The sequence below is a fragment of the Nocardiopsis gilva YIM 90087 genome, assembly GCF_002263495.1.
GTDB classification, from domain to species: Bacteria; Actinomycetota; Actinomycetes; order Streptosporangiales; family Streptosporangiaceae; genus Nocardiopsis_C; species Nocardiopsis_C gilva.
This window is the reverse complement of the sequence record NZ_CP022753.1, coordinates 5,660,214-5,679,600: the sequence shown is the minus strand read 5'-3', so window position 1 is coordinate 5,679,600 and position 19,387 is coordinate 5,660,214. Positions and strand designations below refer to the sequence as shown.

Annotated in this window: 20 protein-coding genes and 1 pseudogene; 13 read left to right on the top strand and 8 right to left on the bottom strand. The window is 69.2% G+C overall.

Translation table 11 applies throughout. The annotated features are described in order from the left end of the window. Window positions 1–230: 230 nt before the first annotated feature. Window positions 231–905 carry a cytochrome P450 gene (locus CDO52_RS24760; protein ID WP_017618869.1) on the bottom strand — a complete coding sequence of 225 codons (675 nt, stop codon included), beginning with the start codon at window positions 903–905 and terminating at the stop codon, window positions 231–233. Between the two features lie 150 nt (window positions 906–1,055). Here CDO52_RS24760 and CDO52_RS29325 point away from each other — a divergent pair. The 3 genes and pseudogenes from CDO52_RS29325 to CDO52_RS29610 all read left to right on the top strand — a co-directional run. Further along, a pseudogene (locus CDO52_RS29325) lies at window positions 1,056–1,232 on the top strand (hypothetical protein); the annotation flags it as partial. After that, window positions 1,233–1,667 (top strand): DUF433 domain-containing protein, encoded by a 435-nt coding sequence (locus CDO52_RS24755; RefSeq protein ID WP_332459824.1) that lies wholly within the window; start codon window positions 1,233–1,235, stop codon window positions 1,665–1,667. It begins immediately after the preceding pseudogene. Then, complete coding sequence (locus CDO52_RS29610; RefSeq protein WP_157745705.1) at window positions 1,615–2,043, top strand: PIN-like domain-containing protein; 429 nt, start codon at window positions 1,615–1,617, stop codon at window positions 2,041–2,043. Before CDO52_RS24755 ends, CDO52_RS29610 begins: the two co-directional genes overlap by 53 nt. 202 nt (window positions 2,044–2,245) lie before the next feature. On the opposite strand, the gene CDO52_RS24750 is transcribed toward CDO52_RS29610, so the two are convergent. The 3 genes from CDO52_RS24750 to CDO52_RS24740 form a co-directional block, all read right to left on the bottom strand. Next, on the bottom strand, window positions 2,246–2,833 hold the full coding sequence (locus CDO52_RS24750; RefSeq protein WP_017618867.1) for a methylated-DNA--[protein]-cysteine S-methyltransferase: 588 nt from the start codon (window positions 2,831–2,833) through the stop codon (window positions 2,246–2,248). Continuing rightward, a complete protein-coding gene (locus tag CDO52_RS24745; protein WP_094932741.1) occupies window positions 2,830–4,404 on the bottom strand; it encodes a DNA-3-methyladenine glycosylase 2 family protein in 1,575 nt (524 codons plus the stop codon). The genes CDO52_RS24750 and CDO52_RS24745 overlap by 4 nt, the downstream gene beginning before the upstream one ends. A gap of 232 nt (window positions 4,405–4,636) precedes the next feature. Beyond that, window positions 4,637–4,963: a hypothetical protein gene (locus CDO52_RS24740; RefSeq protein WP_017618865.1), complete on the bottom strand. Its 327-nt coding sequence runs from the start codon at window positions 4,961–4,963 to the stop codon at window positions 4,637–4,639. Between the two features lie 158 nt (window positions 4,964–5,121). Here CDO52_RS24740 and CDO52_RS24735 point away from each other — a divergent pair, with 158 nt between their 5' ends. From CDO52_RS24735 to sucD, 4 genes are all read left to right on the top strand, one after another. Beyond that, window positions 5,122–5,535 carry a cobalamin B12-binding domain-containing protein gene (locus tag CDO52_RS24735; protein WP_017618864.1) on the top strand — a complete coding sequence of 138 codons (414 nt, stop codon included), beginning with the start codon at window positions 5,122–5,124 and terminating at the stop codon, window positions 5,533–5,535. A 152-nt stretch (window positions 5,536–5,687) separates the two neighbouring features. Continuing rightward, a complete protein-coding gene (locus tag CDO52_RS24730) occupies window positions 5,688–6,455 on the top strand; it encodes a TSUP family transporter (protein ID WP_026125830.1) in 768 nt (255 codons plus the stop codon). Window positions 6,456–6,734: 279 nt separating this feature from the next. Continuing rightward, a complete protein-coding gene (sucC, locus tag CDO52_RS24725; protein WP_017618862.1) occupies window positions 6,735–7,916 on the top strand; it encodes an ADP-forming succinate--CoA ligase subunit beta in 1,182 nt (393 codons plus the stop codon). A gap of 18 nt (window positions 7,917–7,934) precedes the next feature. Next, window positions 7,935–8,813 (top strand): succinate--CoA ligase subunit alpha, encoded by an 879-nt coding sequence (sucD, locus tag CDO52_RS24720; protein ID WP_017618861.1) that lies wholly within the window; start codon window positions 7,935–7,937, stop codon window positions 8,811–8,813. Between the two features lie 106 nt (window positions 8,814–8,919). On the opposite strand, the gene CDO52_RS24715 is transcribed toward sucD, so the two are convergent. Next, window positions 8,920–9,126, bottom strand: a complete 207-nt coding sequence (locus CDO52_RS24715) for a cold-shock protein (RefSeq protein WP_017618860.1) — start codon at window positions 9,124–9,126, stop codon at window positions 8,920–8,922. A 373-nt stretch (window positions 9,127–9,499) separates the two neighbouring features. Between CDO52_RS24715 and CDO52_RS24710 the strand changes: the two genes are divergently transcribed. After that, window positions 9,500–11,152: a cell division protein PerM gene (locus CDO52_RS24710; protein ID WP_157745703.1), complete on the top strand. Its 1,653-nt coding sequence runs from the start codon at window positions 9,500–9,502 to the stop codon at window positions 11,150–11,152. Window positions 11,153–11,291: 139 nt separating this feature from the next. Here CDO52_RS24710 and CDO52_RS24705 read toward each other — a convergent pair whose 3' ends face one another. Continuing rightward, window positions 11,292–11,726 (bottom strand): DUF4190 domain-containing protein, encoded by a 435-nt coding sequence (locus CDO52_RS24705; RefSeq protein ID WP_017618858.1) that lies wholly within the window; start codon window positions 11,724–11,726, stop codon window positions 11,292–11,294. Window positions 11,727–12,068: 342 nt separating this feature from the next. Here CDO52_RS24705 and purN point away from each other — a divergent pair, with 342 nt between their 5' ends. From purN to CDO52_RS24690, 3 genes are all read left to right on the top strand, one after another. Next, the gene (purN, locus tag CDO52_RS24700; protein ID WP_083919879.1) at window positions 12,069–12,722 is read left to right on the top strand and encodes a phosphoribosylglycinamide formyltransferase; all 654 of its coding nucleotides are present in this window, start codon (window positions 12,069–12,071) and stop codon (window positions 12,720–12,722) included. Further along, window positions 12,719–14,287, top strand: coding sequence for a bifunctional phosphoribosylaminoimidazolecarboxamide formyltransferase/IMP cyclohydrolase (gene purH / locus CDO52_RS24695; protein ID WP_017618856.1), 1,569 nt, complete (start codon window positions 12,719–12,721; stop codon window positions 14,285–14,287). Before purN ends, purH begins: the two co-directional genes overlap by 4 nt. 143 nt (window positions 14,288–14,430) lie before the next feature. Continuing rightward, the gene (locus CDO52_RS24690; RefSeq protein WP_017618855.1) at window positions 14,431–15,282 is read left to right on the top strand and encodes a bifunctional methylenetetrahydrofolate dehydrogenase/methenyltetrahydrofolate cyclohydrolase; all 852 of its coding nucleotides are present in this window, start codon (window positions 14,431–14,433) and stop codon (window positions 15,280–15,282) included. A 147-nt stretch (window positions 15,283–15,429) separates the two neighbouring features. On the opposite strand, the gene CDO52_RS24685 is transcribed toward CDO52_RS24690, so the two are convergent. Together CDO52_RS24685 and CDO52_RS24680 are read right to left on the bottom strand one after the other, a co-directional pair. Further along, window positions 15,430–15,879 carry a DUF3592 domain-containing protein gene (locus CDO52_RS24685; protein ID WP_017618854.1) on the bottom strand — a complete coding sequence of 150 codons (450 nt, stop codon included), beginning with the start codon at window positions 15,877–15,879 and terminating at the stop codon, window positions 15,430–15,432. Between the two features lie 211 nt (window positions 15,880–16,090). Continuing rightward, window positions 16,091–16,696, bottom strand: coding sequence for an FHA domain-containing protein (locus CDO52_RS24680; RefSeq protein WP_017618853.1), 606 nt, complete (start codon window positions 16,694–16,696; stop codon window positions 16,091–16,093). Window positions 16,697–17,203: 507 nt separating this feature from the next. On the opposite strand from CDO52_RS24680, the gene CDO52_RS29605 reads away from it, so the two are divergent. After that, window positions 17,204–17,647, top strand: coding sequence for a DUF3017 domain-containing protein (locus tag CDO52_RS29605; protein ID WP_083919878.1), 444 nt, complete (start codon window positions 17,204–17,206; stop codon window positions 17,645–17,647). 285 nt (window positions 17,648–17,932) lie between these two features. After that, window positions 17,933–19,150 (top strand): NADP-dependent isocitrate dehydrogenase, encoded by a 1,218-nt coding sequence (locus CDO52_RS24670; protein ID WP_094932740.1) that lies wholly within the window; start codon window positions 17,933–17,935, stop codon window positions 19,148–19,150. Window positions 19,151–19,387: the final 237 nt, after the last annotated feature.

Sequence of the window (19,387 nt, the reverse complement as noted above, 5' to 3'; positions counted from 1 at the left end):
GGGGGAGGGTCCTCTCGCTCTGTTGCCGGCAGGCTACGCGAACGCTAATGAGCGTCAGCCGAAGCACGCAATAGTTTGCGGAAATTTTCTGCAATTTTCCATGATCTGCTAGGGAGATCAGACAGATGCGGCGCGGCCGTCGGCCGCGCCGCGGGCGTCCGCTGAGTCGCGGCTCACTCGGGCACGGCCGGTCAGAGGTGTGGGTGGTCGTGAGTGTGGGTGGACGGCGCTCACCAGGTCACGGGGAGCTCCCGCACGCCGTAGACCGTCGACTCGCGCCGGTAGCGGACCTCCTCGAAGGGCACGGCGAGCTTGAGCCCGGGGAAGCGGCGGAGTAGTGCGGGGAACGCGATCTGCATCTCCAGCCGGGCCAGCTGCTGGCCGATGCACTCGTGCGCCCCGTGGCCGAACGCCACGTGCGGGCCGGGCTTGCGGGAGATGTCGAAGCGCTCGGGGTGGTCGCCGGCCAGTGCCTCGTCTCGATTGGCCGTGACCAGGGAGGTCTCCACGATGTCCCCGGCTCTGATCCGCTTGCCGCCGAGTTCGAGGTCCCTGGTCGCGAAGCGCGGCATGGGGGAGTGCACAACGGACAGGTAGCGCAGCATCTCCTCGACCGCGGGAACGACCGCCTCCGGGGCGTCGCGGACCGCGGCGAGCTGGTCCGGATGGCGTAGGAGTAGCAGCGTGCCCATGCTGAGCATGTTGGAGGTCGTCTCGTGTCCAGCGATGAGCAGCAGGCTGCCGATCCCGACCAGTTCCGCGTCGGACAGCTCGTCGTCGTGCTGGGAAATCAGCCGACTCAGCAGACTGTTGCGGGGCGCTGCGCGATGCGCGCCGACCAGCCCGCCGATGTAGGCGTTCATCTCGGCCATCTCGGCGATGAGTTGCGCGACGGCGCGTGGCATTGGATGCGGTCGCCCTCCAGCGGTCGGCTTGCTGTGGAAAACCGACCACTAGCCATGGCCGTATGGCATCGTTGGAGTCGGCTGGAGGGGGTGACGAACATGGTGGACAAGTTCTCGGCTCCGATGCTGACGTGAAGGGAAACCGCACGTCACCTGCGTATACCGGAGTCAACCTTGAACGGATGGTTGAATGAGGAGGCCGGAGGAACACCGCTGGTACACGGCGTCGAACCGGTGAAACGCGGGGCTCCCTCCGTGCCGTTCATCGCCGTCATCGAGGCATATGTACTTCGATCCCTGCGGGACCTCGGACTCAGCAAACAGGCGATCCGGGATGCAGCCACCACGGTCAGGGAGCGCTTCGGGACGCCGTACGGACTTGCGACGCAGCGCATCGCAACTGACGGTGTCGACATCTTTGTTCATTACCTCGATAGTGACGACCTCGCTCGGGCCCGTGACGGACAGCGTCCGATCAGGGAGGTCATTCGTGATTACCTCAAATACATCATCTGGGACGCCGATGACGATTTCCCGCAGCGCCTGAGACTCCGCCAGTACCCCGACGCTGCTCCGGTCATCATTGATCCGAGATTTGGGTGGGGAGCACCTGTCCTAGAGGGCAGTAAGGTACCAATCGACGCGATTGTCGGTCTCTGGCAGGCGGGGGAATCTCTGGAAACCGTCGCTGAGGAATTCGGGATCACGCGTGATCAAGCCGAAGAGGTCTGTCGAGCCGCACTCCGCTACGACGCCGCCTGAGTTCTTCCTCGATCGATGCCTGGAAAAGAGGGTTGCCGCGGAACTCCGTAGCCGAGGTCGGTCAGTACATCTGGTTGCGGACGCATTTCCCCAGGACGGGCAGGAAACTAGCGACGAAGAGTGGATCGCGTACGGAATATCACAAGGGTGGTCGCTTCTCACGCAGGACGATCGAATCCGGTATAGGGCGGGCGAACTCGCCGCTCTGGCAGAGGGGTCGTGTGTGCTCTTCTGCCTCAGCAGCGCCAAATTGAGCGTGGTGGAGAAGACCACAAGATTCCATAACATGCGTGGCAATATAGACCGGGCAATCACCCGTGGCGGCCCCGCGTTCTACAAGGTCTATGAGGATCGGATCGAGAAGAAATGGCCTTAGGCCAACCTAGGCGACAACGAGGTGATGGCCGGGCGCATCAAGCTCGCAGTGGCCGAATCCTGCTTCACTCACGGCCGGGGCCCGTTCGTCTTGACCGAAAGGCGGAACTAGAAGGTGGGATGTTCGGGGAATCCTACCGGTGGCCAGGGCTGGACCCGCCCCCGTGACGCGAGGGGCGGGCCAGGGGGATGCACGACAGCTGCTACCGATAACCGCCGCGCTCCAGCCGGAGCAGGTGCCGCTTGCGGGGGAGGCCGCCGCCGTAGCCGGTGAGGGCGCCGTTGGCGCCGATGACGCGGTGGCACGGGACGATGATCGAGATCGGGTTGCGGCCGTTGGCCATGCCGACCGCGCGGGAGGCGGTCGGACGGCCGAGCGCTTCGGCGATGGCGCCGTAGCTGGTCGTGTGGCCGTAGGGGATGGTCGTCAGCTCGCGCCACACCCGCAGCTGGAAATCGGTGCCGCTGGGCGCAAGCGGCAGGTCGAAGTCGCGCAGCTCCCCGGCGAAGTAGGCGTCGAGCTGGTCGACGGTCTCCCGGAAGCTCTCCGGAGCGTGCTTCCAGTCCGATGGGATCGGCTTCAGGCCGGACTCGGGCTCCGGAAGCATATACAGGCCGGTCAGTGCTCCGCCGTCGCTGGTCAGCAGCACATCCCCGATCGGGGACGACCGGGTGGTGTAGAGGGTCGGCCCGTCGCCGGGGCGGGCGAACTCCACGGCGGCGACCGGCTCAGGCGCCTCCGGAGTCGGTACGCCCAAGGGCAGCGGGTCCTGGTCGGTCAGTGAGCTCATCGTGTGTCCTTGGTGGTCGGGTGCGGCGTGCGGCGGTGGGCGGATCGCGGTCTGGTGCGCGGAGGTGACGGGGCCGCCCGTGAGTTCGATGCCCACAGGTGGTGGCTGGCGTACGAACGCCAGGGACGCCAGGCGCGGGCGGTCGTCGCGGCCGAGTGGCCGTCGCCGGGGTGGCCCAGGCGTTCCAGGGCTTGGCGCACCCCCAGATCGGTGTGGAGGAAGACGTCGGGGTCGCCGAGGGCGCGCATGCGGATGTAGTCGGCGGTCCACGGGCCGATGCCGGGCAGCGCGCGCAGCCGCTCGGCGGATTCGTCTCGGTCGGCGCCGGGCCCCAGGTCGATGTCGCCGGAGGCGAGTGCGGTGGACAGGGCGACCAGCGCGCGGGCGCGTCCGCGGGGCATCGGCAGCTCCTGTGGGTCCGCCTCAGCCAACGTTTCCACCAGCGGGAACACGTGCGTGAGTCCCCCGCTGGGCCCGCCTATGGGCACGGTCAGCGGTTTGCCGTAGCGCTCGACCAGCCGACCCGCGACCGTGCGGGCGGCGGCCACCGAAACCTGCTGACCGACGATCGCGCGCACGGCGAGCTCCGCCGGATCGACGTGCCCGGGCGAGCGCAGCCCGGGAGCCGCCGCGACCAGCGGCGCCACAAGGGTGTCGGTTCCCAGCACCTCCGCCACGGCCTGCGGGTCGGCATCGAGGTCGAGCAGCCTGCGGCAGCGCTGGACCGCTGTGCCGAGGTCGCGCAGTTCCTCCAGCCGGAGTCGGCACCGGACATATCCGGGGCCGTCCCCCGGGGCGAGTTCGGCGATCCCGGTGCCGTGTGGGAGCCGCAGCACGCGGCGGTACCCGTCCGGCGTCACCTCCTCCACGCCCGGAACCGCGCGGGCGCCCAGGAAACCGAACGTGTGCCCCAGGTCGCACGGCGCCCGGTAGGGGAGCCGGAGGCTGATCGTGCCCGCCAGCGGACCGCCGTCCGGGTGGCCGACGGTGTCGAGGCGAGCCGAACCATCGCGGTGGGCGGAGCGTGCACGAAGCTCGGTGGGGGTCCGCGCGAAGACCTCACGGATCGTTTCGTTGAACTGGCGGATGCTGGCGAACCCTGCGGCGAACGCGGTGTCGGCCATCGACAGGTCCGTGGTCTCCAACAGGACGCGGGCCGTCTGGGCCCGCTGCGCGCGGGCGAGGGCCAGCGGCCCCGCGCCGAGTTCGGCGGTGAGGAGCCGCTGCAGCTGCCGCTCGCTGTAGCCGAGGGCCGCCGACAGCCCGGCGACCCCGTCGCGGTCCACGGCACCGTCGGCGATCATCCGCATGGCGCGGCCCACGGCGTCGGCCCGCGCGTTCCACTCCGGCGATCCGGGTGTGGCGTCGGGACGGCACCGTTTGCAGGCGCGGAACCCCGCTCCTTGTGCGGCCGCGGCGGACGGAAAGAAGACGGTGTTCTCCCGCTTGGGCGCCACGGCGGGGCAGCTCGGTCGGCAGTAGATGCCGGTGCTGGTCACACCCACGAAGATCACGCCGTCGAACCGCGCGTCGCCGCTGCGGACCGCCAGATAGCAGTGGTCGTCATCCATCACGTGACCATCCTCGCGCGCGCCGTTTCCGCAGGCTAGCGGATTTCCGACATGTACGTCGCAATGGTGGTGTGGAGATGAGGCACTGCGGTGAGGCACGGCGGTGAGGGCGGTGGTTCCTCGCCTGGTGGGGAGCCAGTCAGGCAGGGAATCGGTCGGGTGGCGAAGCAGCCGGGTGGGGAATCGGCGCGGAAGGTGAATGCGGCGCGTTCGCCGCGCTAGGAGTCGGCGATCAGGTGTCAGCGATGTCGTTGGGCTCGGCCTCGGGCTTCGCGATGTCGGTGGCGTGCCGAGCGAGATAGTCGACGTAGAGGGGGCGCAGCGCCTCTTGGACCTCCGTGTCGGCTTCGGCGGCAAGCGCCTCGTGGAACAGCCCGGACGCCTGGGCCACACTGGCGTCGCTGGCATCCATGTGGCCGGCGGCGGCCTCCGCCGCGGGGAGGCTCTCCAGCAGGTGCCAGAAGAACCGCACGTCCCATCGGCGCTTGGCCAGGGCGACCGCGCGATCCCGCAGCTCCATGGTCGTCATCTGGTCGATCCGGGGCAGATCATCGGTCATGTCCTTGAGGTACCCGCCTACCCGGTCCGTTCAACAGTGAGTGAGCTGCGTTACTCTGCTCACAAGTCCATCCGACCCGCCCGCGCGCGGCTTACGGCCCACAAGGACGGCGGCACGGCGCGGGACAGTGCGAGCAGGTGAAGAGAGGCTGGCTGAGCATGGGCGCGTCATCAGCGGTACGGGTCGTCGTCGCCAAACCGGGGCTCGACGGTCACGACCGGGGCGTGAAGGTCGTGGCTCGCGCACTGCGCGACGCCGGTGTCGAGGTCATCTACACGGGGCTGCGGCAGACTCCGGAGATGATCGTGAACGCCGCTCTGCAGGAGGACGCCGACGCGATCGGCCTCTCGGTGCTGTCCGGCGCGCACATGACCATGTTCTCCCGCGTCCTGGAACTGCTGGAGGAGAACGACGCCACCGACATCATGGTCTTCGGCGGCGGCATTATCCCTGATCGGGACATCCCCGAGCTGGAGCGCCTCGGTGTCGCGAAGATCTTCACGCCCGGGGCGGCCACGGCCGAGATCAGCGACTGGGTGCGGGAGAACATCCGATCCGCGCACGCGGCCTGACACCGGGGGTTTCATAGGGGCTGTCATAGAGGGGGCGCTGTAGGGCGGACCCGGGCCCTGGCTACACTGCCCGTCTTGTGACACTTCCCCTTCTTGTCCTGCTTAGCGGCTATTCCGCGCCCACTCCGGCGGGTCGGTAGCCGGGCGTGGACATCGGCATCGACCTCATAGCAATTCTGCTGGTGGCGGCGGCCGCCGCCGGGTGGATCGACGCGGTCGTGGGCGGCGGCGGACTGCTCCTCCTGCCCGCGTTGATGGTCGCCTTCCCCGGCGCCCCGGTCGCCACCCTCCTCGGCACCAACAAGCTCGCCGCCATCTTCGGCACCTCCTCGGCCGCGATCACCTACACGCGCGGTGTGCGGTTGGAGCCCCGGATCGTCGGGCCGACCGCCGGTCTGGCGCTGGCCGGAGCGGGCGGCGGGGCCGCGCTCGCGGGCTCCATCTCCTCGGACGCGCTGCGCCCCACCGTCATGCTGGTGCTCGCCGTCGTCCTCGTGCTGGTCATCGCGCGTCCCGCGCTGGGCGCCGCGGCCGACCCCGCGCGCCTGACGCGCTCCCGCATCGTCACCGCGATCCTGCTGGCCGGGGGCGGGATCGGTTTCTACGACGGCCTCATCGGGCCGGGTACGGGAACGTTCCTGATCATCGCGTTGACCACCGTCACCGGACTGGACTTCGTGAACGCGTCCGCCTCCGCCAAGATCGTCAACACCGCGACCAACGTCGGAGCGCTCGCGGTCTTCGCCTGGAACGGCAACGTGCTCTGGCTTCTCGGGCTCGGCCTAGCTGTGTGCAACATCATCGGCGCGCAGATCGGCGCCCGCATGGCGCTGAGCCGGGGCACCGGGTTCGTCCGGGGCGTGCTGGTGGTCGTCGTGCTCGCCCTGCTGGTGAAGCTCGGCCTCGAACAGTTCGGGTGAGATCGCGTAACGTCGTGGTGGAAGCGATGTGACCCGTCACACGAATTCTCACCGCCGTCCCTGGCAGAAGCGGGTCGGATGGTGGCTCTTGGGAATGGATTGACTGGTCAACACGGCCCCGGTGTCCGATGTCAAGGGCCAGGAGGACTAAGCTTCCGCATGTTGCGGATGGCTTTTTCAGCGAACTTCCAACGCGGCAGATCCGGTAAAGGTTCCCCGGGTTGAGTGACACGACTTCCGCAAGACACTGCAGCCAGCGAGCAACAAGGACGGACCCTCGTGGACCTTGTCGAGTACCAGGCGAAGGAGATCTTCGCGGAGTATGGGGTCCAGGTACCCCAGGGAAAGGTGGCGAGCACCGCTGCTGAGGCGCGTGCGATCGCCGAGGAATTCGCGGCGGCCGGTAAGCCCCGCGTAGTTGTCAAGGCGCAGGTCAAGACTGGCGGCCGCGGCAAGGCCGGCGGCGTCAAGCTGGCCGATGGTCCCGAGGACGCTCAGGCGAAGGCCGAGCAGATCCTGGGTATGGACATCAAGGGCCACACCGTCCACCGCGTCTACATCGAAGAGGCCAGCGACATCGCTGAGGAGTACTACTTCTCCTTCCTCCTCGACCGTGCCAACCGCACCTTCCTGTCGATCTGCTCCCGCGAGGGCGGCGTGGAGATCGAAGAGGTCGCGGAGACCAACCCCGACGCCGTCGCCAAGGTCGCGATCGACGCCCTGAAGGGCGCTCCGGCCGAGGTCGCCGCCGAGATCGTCAAGCAGGGCAAGCTGCCCGAGGCCGCCGCCGCGGGCGCGGTCGAGATCGTCTCCAAGCTCTGGGACGCCTTCGTCGGCAAGGACGCCACGCTCGTCGAGGTCAACCCGCTCATCCTGAGCGGTGACGGCCGCGTGGTGGCCCTGGACGGCAAGGTCACGCTGGACGAGAACGCCGAGTTCCGCCAGGACCTGGAGCGCTTCGAGCTCGCCGCCGAGGGGGACCCCCTGGAAGTCAAGGCGAAGGAGAAGGGCCTCAACTACGTCAAGCTCGACGGCGAGGTCGGCATCATCGGCAACGGCGCGGGCCTCGTCATGTCCACGCTGGACGTCGTGGCCTACGCCGGTGAGCAGCACGGCAGCGTGAAGCCGGCTAACTTCCTTGACATCGGCGGTGGCGCGTCGGCCGAGGTCATGGCCAACGGCCTGGAGATCATCCTGGGCGACCCGGACGTCAAGAGCGTGTTCGTCAACGTTTTCGGCGGCATCACCGCCTGCGACGCGGTGGCCAACGGCATCGTGCAGGCGCTGGAGCTGCTGGAGGGCCGCGGCGACGACGTCAGCAAGCCGCTGGTCGTCCGCCTGGACGGCAACAACGCCGACCTTGGGCGCAAGATCCTGAACGACCGTAACCACCCGGCCGTGCGCCAGGTGGACACCATGGACGGCGCCGCTGCTCAGGCTGCCGAACTGGCCGCGAAGTAGGGGCGGAGAAGAGCGACAATGGCTATCTTTCTGACCAAGGACAGCAAGGTGCTGGTCCAGGGCATGACCGGCTCTGAGGGCACCAAGCACACCCGGCGCATGCTGGCCTCCGGGACCCAGGTCGTCGGTGGCGTGAACCCGCGCAAGGCCGGGACGAGCGTGGACTTCGACGGCACCGAGGTGCCGGTCTTCGGCTCCGTCGCCGAGGGCATGGAGAAGACCGGGGCCGACGTCACGGTCATCTTCGTCCCGCCGAAGTTCACCAAGAGCGCCGTGATCGAGGCCATCGACGCCGAGATCGGCCTGGCCGTCGTCATCACCGAGGGCATCCCGGTGCACGACACCGCCGCCTTCTGGGCCTACGCCAGCGAGAAGGGCAACAAGACCCGCATCGTCGGCCCGAACTGCCCCGGCCTGATCACCCCGGGCCAGTCCAACGCCGGCATCATCCCGGCCGACATCACCAAGCCGGGCCGCATCGGCCTGGTGTCGAAGTCGGGCACGCTGACCTACCAGATGATGTACGAGCTGCGCGACATCGGCTTCTCTAGCTGCGTGGGCATCGGTGGTGACCCGATCATCGGCACCACGCACATCGACGCCCTCGCGGCGTTCGAGGCCGACCCCGACACCGACGCCATCGTGATGATCGGTGAGATCGGCGGCGACGCCGAGGAGCGGGCCGCGGAGTTCATCAAGGCCAACGTGACCAAGCCGGTCGTCGGCTACGTCGCGGGCTTCACCGCTCCGGAGGGCAAGACCATGGGCCACGCCGGCGCCATCGTGTCGGGCTCCTCGGGCACCGCCTCCGCGAAGAAGGAGGCCCTGGAGGCCGCCGGAGTCAAGGTCGGCAAGACGCCGAGCGAGACGGCCAAGCTCGCACGGGAGCTGTTCTAGGTCCTTCCCCTGCGGGAGCGGACACTGGAGTGGTCCGACCTGTTTCACGCGTGTGCCCCGCCTCGGGACCCGAGGCGGGGCACACGCGTGTCGGCGGGCAGTGCTCTTAGGAGAGAGGGCGGACGCTGTCCGCCTGTGGTCCCCTATCGCCTTGGACGACCTCGAACTCCACTCGCTGATTTTCCTCCAGGGACCTGTATCCGCTGCTCACTATCGCCGAGTAGTGGACGAACACGTCGTCACCACCGCCGTCGACCGCGATGAAGCCGTATCCCTTATCAGCGTTGAACCATTTCACGACGCCTGTCGTCATCGATCGATGTCCCTCCTTCACGGGTGGTCGACGGGTCATCGATCCGACGGACGGTGTCCCCTCGACAACTCAATAACTTTCTGTAGTCAAAATATCACTTGAAGTGCGCATCTTTGGGGGTGCGCAAGCTCCGGGATAGGCGCAGGGCAGCTGCAGGGCAGCTGCAGGGCAGGTGCGGGGCAGGTGTACAGGTGTCGGCGTCATCGGGGCATCGGTGGCCGGCCGACACACGCGGTGCGAAGGCTCCCGATCCGGTCATGAGGCTGGCAGCATGGGCCGGGTGAGTGCGCCCGCAGATCCTCCCTCGAAGTCTTCTCGGCCGAAGCGCAGCCCGGCTCGTGGCACAGGCGGCCGGTCGGCGACGCCGGGTCCCGTGCCCGGCCCGCGTGACCCGCGACCGGTGTACACGGCCGGTGGGATGGCCGCCGCCTGGGCCGCCGGTGTCGGCCTGGTCGTGCTGCTGACGATCACGGTCATCGGCTGGGCGGCGGCGCCGCACGGCCCGTTCGGCCAGGACATCGACCATGTGCTGCGCACAGCGGTGCAGATGTGGCTGGTCGGCCACCTGGTCGGCTTCGGGATCCCCGGCGGCGAGATCGGGATGCTCCCGCTGGGCCTCGTGGTGCTGCCCGGCCTGGTGCTGTACCGCTCCGGGCGGTGGCTAGCGCGCAGCTGTGAGCTGCCGCGGCTGCGCCACCTGTTCCGGGCCGCCCTGGCCATCGCTGGGCCGTATGCAGCGATCTCAGGGACGCTGGCGCTGATCGGGCAGACCGAGGTGGTGCAGCCCAGCGTCGTGGAGGCGCTGTTCGCCGGGTTCGCGCTGGCCCTCGTCGCCGGGGGCATGGGCGTGCTGCACCAGCTGCTCAACGACAAGGGCATCCCCAAGCGGCGGCTGCTGGAGGTCGTGCCGGACCGACCGCGCTCGCTGCTCGCGGGGACCCTCGGCGCGACCGGCACGCTGCTGCTGTCCGGCGCGCTGCTGGTCGGGATCGCTTTCGCCCTCGACTACGGGGAGGCCGCCGCCATCACCGGGCAGCTGGCCCCTGGCCTCGTCGGCGGCGCGTTGCTGATCCTCCTGCAGCTGCTCTACCTGCCCAACGCCATCGTCTTCGGGACGGCCTACGCGGTCGGCCCCGGCTTCGCGCTCGGCACCGGGACCATGGTGGCGCCGACCGGGATCGCGGTCGGGCCGCTGCCGTTGTTCCCACTGCTCGCGGCACTCCCCGACAACGGGCCTGCCCCTGTGATCTCCCTGGTGGCCCTGGCCGCCCCGTTCGTCGCCGGGGGCGTCGGCGGGGTTCTCACCCAGCGCAGTGCGCCCACACTGGTCGGTGAGGCCGCGCCGATGTGGGGGTTCGTCTGCGGCGTCGGTACGGGAGCGGTCCTCGCCGTGCTGTCGCTGATCGCGGGCGGCTCCCTGGGCGCGGACCGGCTCGCCGAGGTCGGGCCGTCCGCCTGGCAGGTGGGGTTGATCACGGCACTGGAGGTGGGGGTCGCGGCGGCGATCACCGCGTGGGTGGCCAACTGGGCCTACCTGCGACGGATGCGGACCGACGCAGCGGCGGACGGCGACGCGGCGACGGAGTCCGCTGACCCGGTGGAGACCGGGGAAGGGCTGGAGGCGGACGCCGCCACGGCCGATGCGTCGGCCTCCGGCCGCGAAGATGGGGCAGGCTCCGGCCGCGAAGATGGGGCAGGCTCCGGCCGCGAACCCGTGCTCACGCTGGTCAAAGCCGATCCCGACACCTACGTCGCGGCGGAGGACGTCGATGCCCCGGTTCTCCCGGCGGAAGACCGGGGCGACGTCGACGATGCACCGGAGCCGAACCGCCGCGCGTCGGGGCGCTCGGCCTGGCGTTCGCGCCTGCCGCGCTTCGGATGGCGGCGCCGCGGCGCCCCCGACGTCGGCGACGACGCCGAGGAGCTCTACGGGATCACCTACGAAGCGGACCCGGAGTCCACCGCCCCCGAAGGCGGGGATGGCGGGGACAGCGGGGATGCTGCGCCGCGGGAACCGGGGCGCTGAGGTCCGCATTCGGAAACCGGGCGGGATGTACGGGGCAGGAAGTACGGGGGCGGGATTCACCGTCAGGATGTATCCGAGCGGGTCCGCGCGCCTGCGCATTCGGTGCGCACGCCGGTGAACGGGCCGGGGCCGGCCTCGCTCAGACCCCCATGTTCGGCATCGGGACCTGCTCCTTGGGCAGACCGGTGCGCTGGGCGATGGCGTCGCGCAGGTCCTCCTGCAGGGTCTCGTCGCACTGGCGCTGCGTGCTCACGGTGTGCGCCCGCGACGAGCACTGCTGGTAGGCGTCGAACTCGCTCCAGAACATCAGCATCCCGATGAGCCCGAGGGCCGAGATGGCCACGCCGAGCCAGCCCAGCACCACGCTGGGGATGGCCCCCGGCGCGGTGGTGTTGTTCTGCTTCGCCGCCCGGCGCGCCTTGTGCCCCTGGTAGATGCCGAGGATCGACAGCAGCACCCCCATCGGGAACAGCAGCACCAGCCCGGCGGTGGACAGGATGAGCCCCCACAGGCCGCCTCGCTCCACGGCGGGCGGCTGCCCGTCGGCACGCGGTTCGGTCGGCTCGTTGCTCACGGGGGCTCCTTCGGGGCTTCGTTGCCATAGTGGCGCGGTGGCGGGCGCGTCGAGGCACATCAGGTCGACGCGCAGCCGAGGGCGCGCGCCGACAGTGGGGGGAAGAACAGCGCGCACACGGCCCTCACCACGGCGGCAGACCGCACAGTGAGGGTCCTCTTGGAGTAGACGCTACCTCGCCAGATAGGGTGTTCAAGCGGACGGGGCGCGGATTAGTCCCCGGTCTCGCCCGCCATCGGGCGTATCCGCACACCCCCGGATGCTGCGCGTTCACACCGCGCCCCCGGGACACGCAGGACGCGAGTGTTCGGCGCATCGAATTCTCACTGAGGAGGAAGCACTCTGTCGGCGCGAGTAGTCGTCCTCATCTCCGGGACGGGGAGCAACATGGCCGCCCTGCTCGACGCGGCGGCCGATCCGGGCTACGGGGCGGATGTCGTCGCCGTCGGAGCCGACCGTGCGAGCGCGGCCGGGATCGACCTGGCCAAGCAGGCCGGTGTCCCCACGTTCGTCACCCCCTTCCGTGCCTATCCCGACCGCGACCAGTGGAACACCGCACTGGCCGAAGAGATCGCCCGGTTCGAGCCCGACATCGTGGTCTCGGCCGGATTCATGCGGATCCTCGGCCCCGCGGTGCTGAGCCGGTTCACCGTCATCAACCTCCACCCCGCGCTGCTGCCCTCCTTCCCCGGCGCGCACGCCGTCCGCGAGGCGCTCGCCCACGGCGTGAAGGTCACCGGCGCCACCATCCACTTCGTGGACGCGGGCGTCGATACCGGGCCGATCATCGACCAGGTCACGGTCCGCGTGGAGCCCGACGACGACGAGCGGTCCCTGCACGAGCGGATCAAGCGGGTTGAGCGGACCATGCTGGTCGACGTCGTCGGCCGCCTGGCCCGGGACGGATGGACCCTGGACAAACGACACGTGCGGCTGGGCTCGCCCGAGCCCGGACCGGAGCAAGCACCCGGCTACGTTGCAGAGGAGAATCGGTGAGCCAGCAGGCCGTTCGGCGTGCGTTGATCAGCGTTTACGACAAGACTGGGCTGGAGGAGCTGGGCTACGGCCTGGCCGAGGCCGGTGTGGAGATCGTCTCCACCGGTTCCACCGCCGCCCGCCTTACGGCGGTCGACGTCTCCGTCACCCCCGTGGAGGACGTCACCGGTTTCCCCGAGTGCCTGGACGGCAGAGTCAAGACCCTGCACCCCCGGGTGCACGCCGGGCTGCTCGCCGACCGCTCCAAGGAGGAGCACCGCGCCGCGCTCGACGAGCTCGACGTGGAGCCGTTCGACCTGGTCGTGGTCAACCTCTACCCGTTCCGTGAGACCGTCGCCTCGGGCGCCTCCCCCGAGGAGTGCATCGAGAAGATCGACATCGGCGGCCCGGCCATGGTCCGCGCGGCGGCCAAGAACCACGGCAGCGTCGCCGTCGTGGTCGACCCGACCCGCTACGACGAGGTCCTGGAGGCCATCCGGGCCGGCGGCTTCACGGCCGAGCAGCGCAAGCGCATGGCCGCGCAGGCCTTCGCGCACACGGCGAGCTACGACGCCGCCGTGTCGAGCTGGTTCGCCACCGCCTTCGCGCCCGACGACGTGGCCGCGGAGACCGGGTGGCCGGACTTCTACGCCGACTCCTACGAGCGCGTGTCGACGCTGCGCTACGGCGAGAACCCGCACCAGACCGCGGCGCTGTACCGGGGCGACGACCCGGCCGGGCCGGGGCTGGCCGGTGCCGAGCAGCTGCACGGCAAGGAGATGTCCTACAACAACTATGTGGACGGCGACGCCGCGCTGCGCGCCGCCTACGACTTCACCGACCCCTGCGTCGCGATCATCAAGCACGCCAACCCGTGCGGCATCGCGGTGGGCTCCGACATCGCCGAGGCGCACCGCAAGGCGCACGCCTGCGACCCGGTGTCGGCGTTCGGCGGCGTCATCGCGACGAACCGCCCGGTGAGCGTGGCCATGGCCGAGCAGGTCGTGGACATCTTCACCGAGGTCGTCGTCGCGCCGGGGTTCGAGCCGGGCGCCGTGGAGGTGCTGACCCGCAAGAAGAACATCCGGCTGCTCACGGTCGCTCCGCCGGACCGTTCCGCCCGCCCCGAGACGCGGCAGATCAGCGGCGGCGTGCTGCTGCAGGCCGCCGACACCATCGCCGCCACCGGCGACGACCCGGCGACGTGGGAGCTGCGGGCCGGTCCCGCCGCGGACGAGGCCACCCTGGCCGACCTGGCCTTCGCCTGGCGGGCGGTGCGCGCGGTGAAGTCCAACGCGATCCTGCTGGCCGCCGACCGCGCCACGGTGGGCGTGGGCATGGGGCAGGTCAACCGGGTGGACTCGGCACGGCTCGCCGTCACGCGGGCGGGCGACCGGGTGCAGGGGTCGGTCGCGGCGAGCGACGCGTTCTTCCCGTTCCCCGACGGCCTGGAGGTGCTGACGGACGCGGGGGTGCGGGCCGTCGTCCAGCCGGGCGGGTCGGTGCGCGACGAGGAGGTCATCGCGGCCGCTGAGCGCGCCGGGGTGACCCTGTACTTCACTGGGACCCGGCACTTCTTCCACTGAGCGGTGCCAACCGAGCGGTGACAGGGGCCGCGGGTCGCGACCAGTGATCGGATCGGCCCGGGACGGCCTGGACCGTGACAACGCCGCAGTCGCCCCCACCACGGGCGGCTGGAGAATCGCACAAGGTAAGGACTCGAACGCTCGTGAGCGCACAGATTCTCGATGGCAAGGCGACCGCCAAGGCGATCAAGGCGGAGCTGAAGGAACGCGTGGCCGCGCTGCGGGCCAAGGGCGTGGTTCCCGGCCTGGGCACGGTCCTGGTGGGCGACGACCCCGGTAGCCACTCATATGTCAACGGCAAGCACCGCGACTGCGCGCAGGTGGGGATCGAGAGCATCCGCCGCGACCTGTCGGCCACGGCCACGCAGGAGGAGATCGAGGCGGCCGTTGCCGAGCTCAACGCCGACCCGGCGTGCACCGGCTACATCGTCCAGCTGCCGCTGCCCAAGGGCCGTTACGAGAACCGGGTGCTGGGTCTGATCGACCCCGCCAAGGACGCCGACGGGCTGCAGCCCTCCAACCTCGGCAAGCTGGTGCTGATGGAGGAGGCCCCGCTGCCGTGCACGCCGCGCGGCATCGTGGAGCTGCTGAACCGCTACGACGTCCCGCTGAAGGGCGCCGAGGTCGTCGTGGTCGGGCGCGGCGTGACCGTGGGTCGTCCGCTGGGCCTGCTGCTGACGCGGCGCAGCGAGAACGCGACCGTGACGCTGTGCCACACCGGCACGCGTGACCTGGCCGAGCACACCCGGCACGCCGACATCGTGGTGGCAGGGGCCGGGGTCCCCGGCCTGATCACCAAGGACATGGTGAAGCCGGGCGCGGCCGTACTCGACGTCGGTGTCACCCGTACCGACGACGGCCTGGCCGGCGATGTGGCGCTGGACGTCACGGAGGTCGCCGGGTACGTCTCGCCCAACCCGGGCGGTGTCGGCCCGATGACCAGGGCGATGCTCATGGTCAACGTGGTGGAGGCGGCCGAGCGCCGACTCGGCTGACGTCCCGAGGAGCACGCGGCGGCGGGGTAGTGGCCTCGCCGCCGCTCGTCGTTCGGCCCGGAGGACGGGAAGGAGAGGGCGGGAAGGAGAGGGCGGAAAGGGCCGGACGCCCGTCGGTGTTGGAAGAGCCCGGTCACAGGTGCCCGGTCAGAGGAGCCCGTTCACCAGGACCACCACCGAGATCGCGATGAAGATCAGCCCGAAAATGGTGAAGGCGTAACCCGTGAACTTTCCACTGGAGTCGCCCGCCACGCGGAACCTGTCGGGGGACTCGGGCAGGTAGAGCACCTGGACGTACTGGCCGGGGCTGTAGCGGGGCGGGTTGGTGCCGATGGTGGCCCGTTCGTGGATGTCGCGGCCCTCCAGGGTGCGGTAGGCCACCACGGGGTGGTAGTAGGTGCGGGGCCCCGACCTGCGACCTCCGCCTCCGCTGCTCACTCGTGAGACGACGTCGGTGACCTGGCCGGGAACGGCGACACCGCGCGTCCGGTAGACGTTCTCCCGGCGTACCAGGACGATTCCGAGGACGCTGAAGGCGAGCCCGAACAGCCCGAAGGCCGCCGTCAGGATGAGCAGTGTCCCGTCGTCGTTGGCCATGCCGCACGCACCTCTCCGCTCTGCGCTCCGCGCTCGACGCGCCGACCGTACATCGACGCCGTGCGGCCTGGCGCACGGGAGGTGGGCCACCCCGCGTCACACGCGTGCCCGCGTGCCGAACCGATGGGGATTCGACGCGTGCGACGTGGTGGAGGTTCCCCGGTTCCGGCCCTGCTGCCTGCACAGGGTTACGGTTCCGCGGGCTCGGTGGTCATCCTGCCTTGCGTTCCCGATCCAAGACCGGCATGGGGCGTACGAGGCCCAGAGCGACGACCTCATTGGCGAGGCGGGTGCGCCGGTTCGGTCCTTCAGGGATCCGGAACTTCTGGTAGAGGCGGAGCAAGTGCTGTTTGACGGCGGCCTCGGTGACCACCAGATCCTCGGCGATCTCGCGAGCGGTCGCGGGGGAGACGAACGCTTCATCGGAGAGCGCCGGACGGCACAGCGATGTGAGGACGTCGAGTTCGCGGCGGGTCAGCTCGGGGGTGGCACCCTTGCGGAGCTCGACGTCGGGGTGGAGTTCCTCGCGGGGCAGACCGCCGACCTTGCAGCGTGAACTGCCGAATGTGACGACATCGCCTTCTTCGAGAACCCTGCGCGCGATGGGGCGGCCGTTGACCCTGGTGCCGTTGCGCGAGAGGCCGAGATCGACGACATAGACGTAGGGGCCGCGGCGCACCAGCTCCGCGTGGAGCTGGGAGACGCTGGGGTCACTCAGGTGGATATCGGCTCCTTCACCACGTCCGACAGTGGTGACCTCGGCGTTCAGCTGCTGAACGTCCCCGCTTTCCTCGACCCGTATGTAGGGCCCGTCCACGGTTGTTCCTCCCAGTGTGGGGCGCGGTCGATGAGCGGTTTCGCGGCAGGGCGTGACAGGGTGCCTCACATTGGAAACGGATCGATTGCCGGTCGCTGGTCGAGTGGGGTTCATGGGGGGCTGTCCTCGCTCACCGTGGCGCTCATCTGGTGACTGGTTACCCGGGCACTGTGGGTTCTACGCGCTTACTCTCGGGTTAGACAGCTATCCCGGCACGTTTACGGCACATTCCGGCAATAGGGTCGGTCCATCGAGCGCTGCCACTCCGGCCGATACGGTGGGGCGTGAGGTGCGGACGGGCGTCGGCTCACTAGAATGAGGGGCGCTGTAGCCAGTAGCTATGTGTGATCGATCAAGTCTTGCTCGTCCGTTGATCTCCCGAACGCGTCCAGTTTCGGTCTCGGTCGGATCGCCTGTGGCCGGTCCGCGCCACGACCCGCTCGGTCGGCCTGTGGGGGTCCGGAATATGTCTGCGTTAGGGCGAGGTTTACGGTGAGCCATAAAACGGTGGAGGACGCTGTCGCACCCCAGTCACGCCCGTCGGAGGAGGAGCCGGGGCGCGCGTCGGATTCGGAGCGGGAGCCCGCTGCAGGCACGCCTGGCCCCGCTGACACCTCCGATGCCGCCGGCACAGCTGACGCTTTCGGCTCGGCCGGAACAGCTGACACAGTGACCGAAGAGACCCCCGGATGGCTCGCCCAGGTCCCCTACTTCCTGGTGCTCGCGACGATGTCCGCGGGGATCGTCGTGGTCGCGGCCGCCTACTTCAAGCGCGGACCCGCGCTGATCGCCGGAGCGCTGCTGCTGGCCGCGGCCTTCCGCTACCTCCTGCCCCCGGGGCGGATCGGCATGCTGGCGGTCCGGCACCGCTGGATCGACATCATCACGACGGTCACGCTCGCGGTCCTTCTGATCGTGCTCGCATGGGTGGCGCCGCAGCTGTCATCGTGAGTGTCTAATAAGCTTGATATCGAGATACCGCAGACGATCGAACGAGATTGCCGCCCGCAGCCCGGTCTGAGCAGGCACGACGACCGGACTGGCAGGCGGTTGAAGGTTTTGCGGCGAGCTCACAAGGCGAGACGTGGGACCGGCCGCCGCCTGCGCGGTGGTCACGGGCCCGCCACGGCGGTCGCGGCGGCAGCGCCGCGGCCGTAGTGCGCGAGCCCGACTCCCCGCGCGCGAGGCCTCCAGCCACATGACGGCTAGCCGAAACGAAGGGACAGCCACACAGCCATGGCCAAAATCAAGGTTGAGAATCCCGTAGTAGAGCTCGACGGCGACGAGATGACCCGGATCATCTGGTCCTTCATCAAGGACCGGCTGATCCTGCCCTACCTGGACGTCGACCTCAAGTACTACGACCTCGGCATCGAGGAGCGGGACCGCACCGACGACCAGATCACGGTCGACGCGGCCAACGCGATCAAGCAGTACGGCGCCGGCGTCAAGTGCGCCACCATCACCCCCGACGAGGCCCGCGTCGAGGAGTTCGGCCTGAAGAAGATGTGGCGGTCGCCCAACGGCACCATCCGCAACATCCTCGGCGGCGTCGTCTTCCGCGAGCCGATCATCTGCCAGAACGTTCCGCGCCTGGTCCCGGGCTGGACCCAGCCGATCATCATCGGCCGCCACGCCCACGGCGACCAGTACAAGGCCAGCGACTTCAAGGTGCCCGGTCCCGGCACGGTGACCATCACCTACACGCCCGAGGACGGCGGCGAGCCCATCGAGATGGAGGTCGCCAGCTTCCCCGAGGGCGGCGGCGTCGCCATGGGCATGTACAACTTCCGCAAGTCCATCGAGGACTTCGCCCGGGCCAGCTTCGGCTACGGCCTGGACCGCGGCTACCCGGTCTACCTCTCCACCAAGAACACGATCCTCAAGGCCTACGACGGCATGTTCAAGGACGTGTTCGCGGAGATCTACGAGGCCGAGTACAAGGAGAAGTTCGAGGCGGCCGGGATCACCTACGAGCACCGGCTGATCGACGACATGGTCGCCGCCGCGCTGAAGTGGGAGGGCGGCTACGTCTGGGCCTGCAAGAACTACGACGGCGATGTGCAGTCCGACACGGTCGCGCAGGGCTTCGGCTCCCTCGGCCTGATGACGTCGGTGCTGCGCACGGCCGACGGCAGCACCGTCGAGGCCGAGGCCGCGCACGGCACGGTCACCCGGCACTACCGCCAGCACCAGGCCGGCAAGCCCACCTCGACCAACCCGATCGCGTCCATCTTCGCCTGGACCCGCGGCCTGGACCACCGGGGCAAGCTCGACAACACCCCGAAGGTCAACGAGTTCGCCCACGCGCTTGAGGACGTCGTCGTCAATACCGTCGAGGGCGGCCAGATGACCAAGGACCTCGCGCTGCTGGTCGGCGGCGAGCAGGACTGGCTCACCACCGAGCAGTTCCTCGCCGCGCTGGACGAGAACCTGCAGAAGCGCCTCGCCTGATCCGGACCGGCGCCGCTCGTTCGGAGTTCCCAGGCCGTCCCGCCGCATCGCGGTGGGGCGGCCTTCGCATTTCGTGCTGTGGTGTATTTCACGCTGTATTTCACGCACTGCCGGTCGACGTGGGGTATTGCGCGAGGGCCCGGTAAGAACGCCACATAAATGCACATGCGACGTTGCCATGGCCCATTATGAGCGTTTTGGGTATGTCTGGTCACTGTGCGAAGGGAGTGCGGCGAA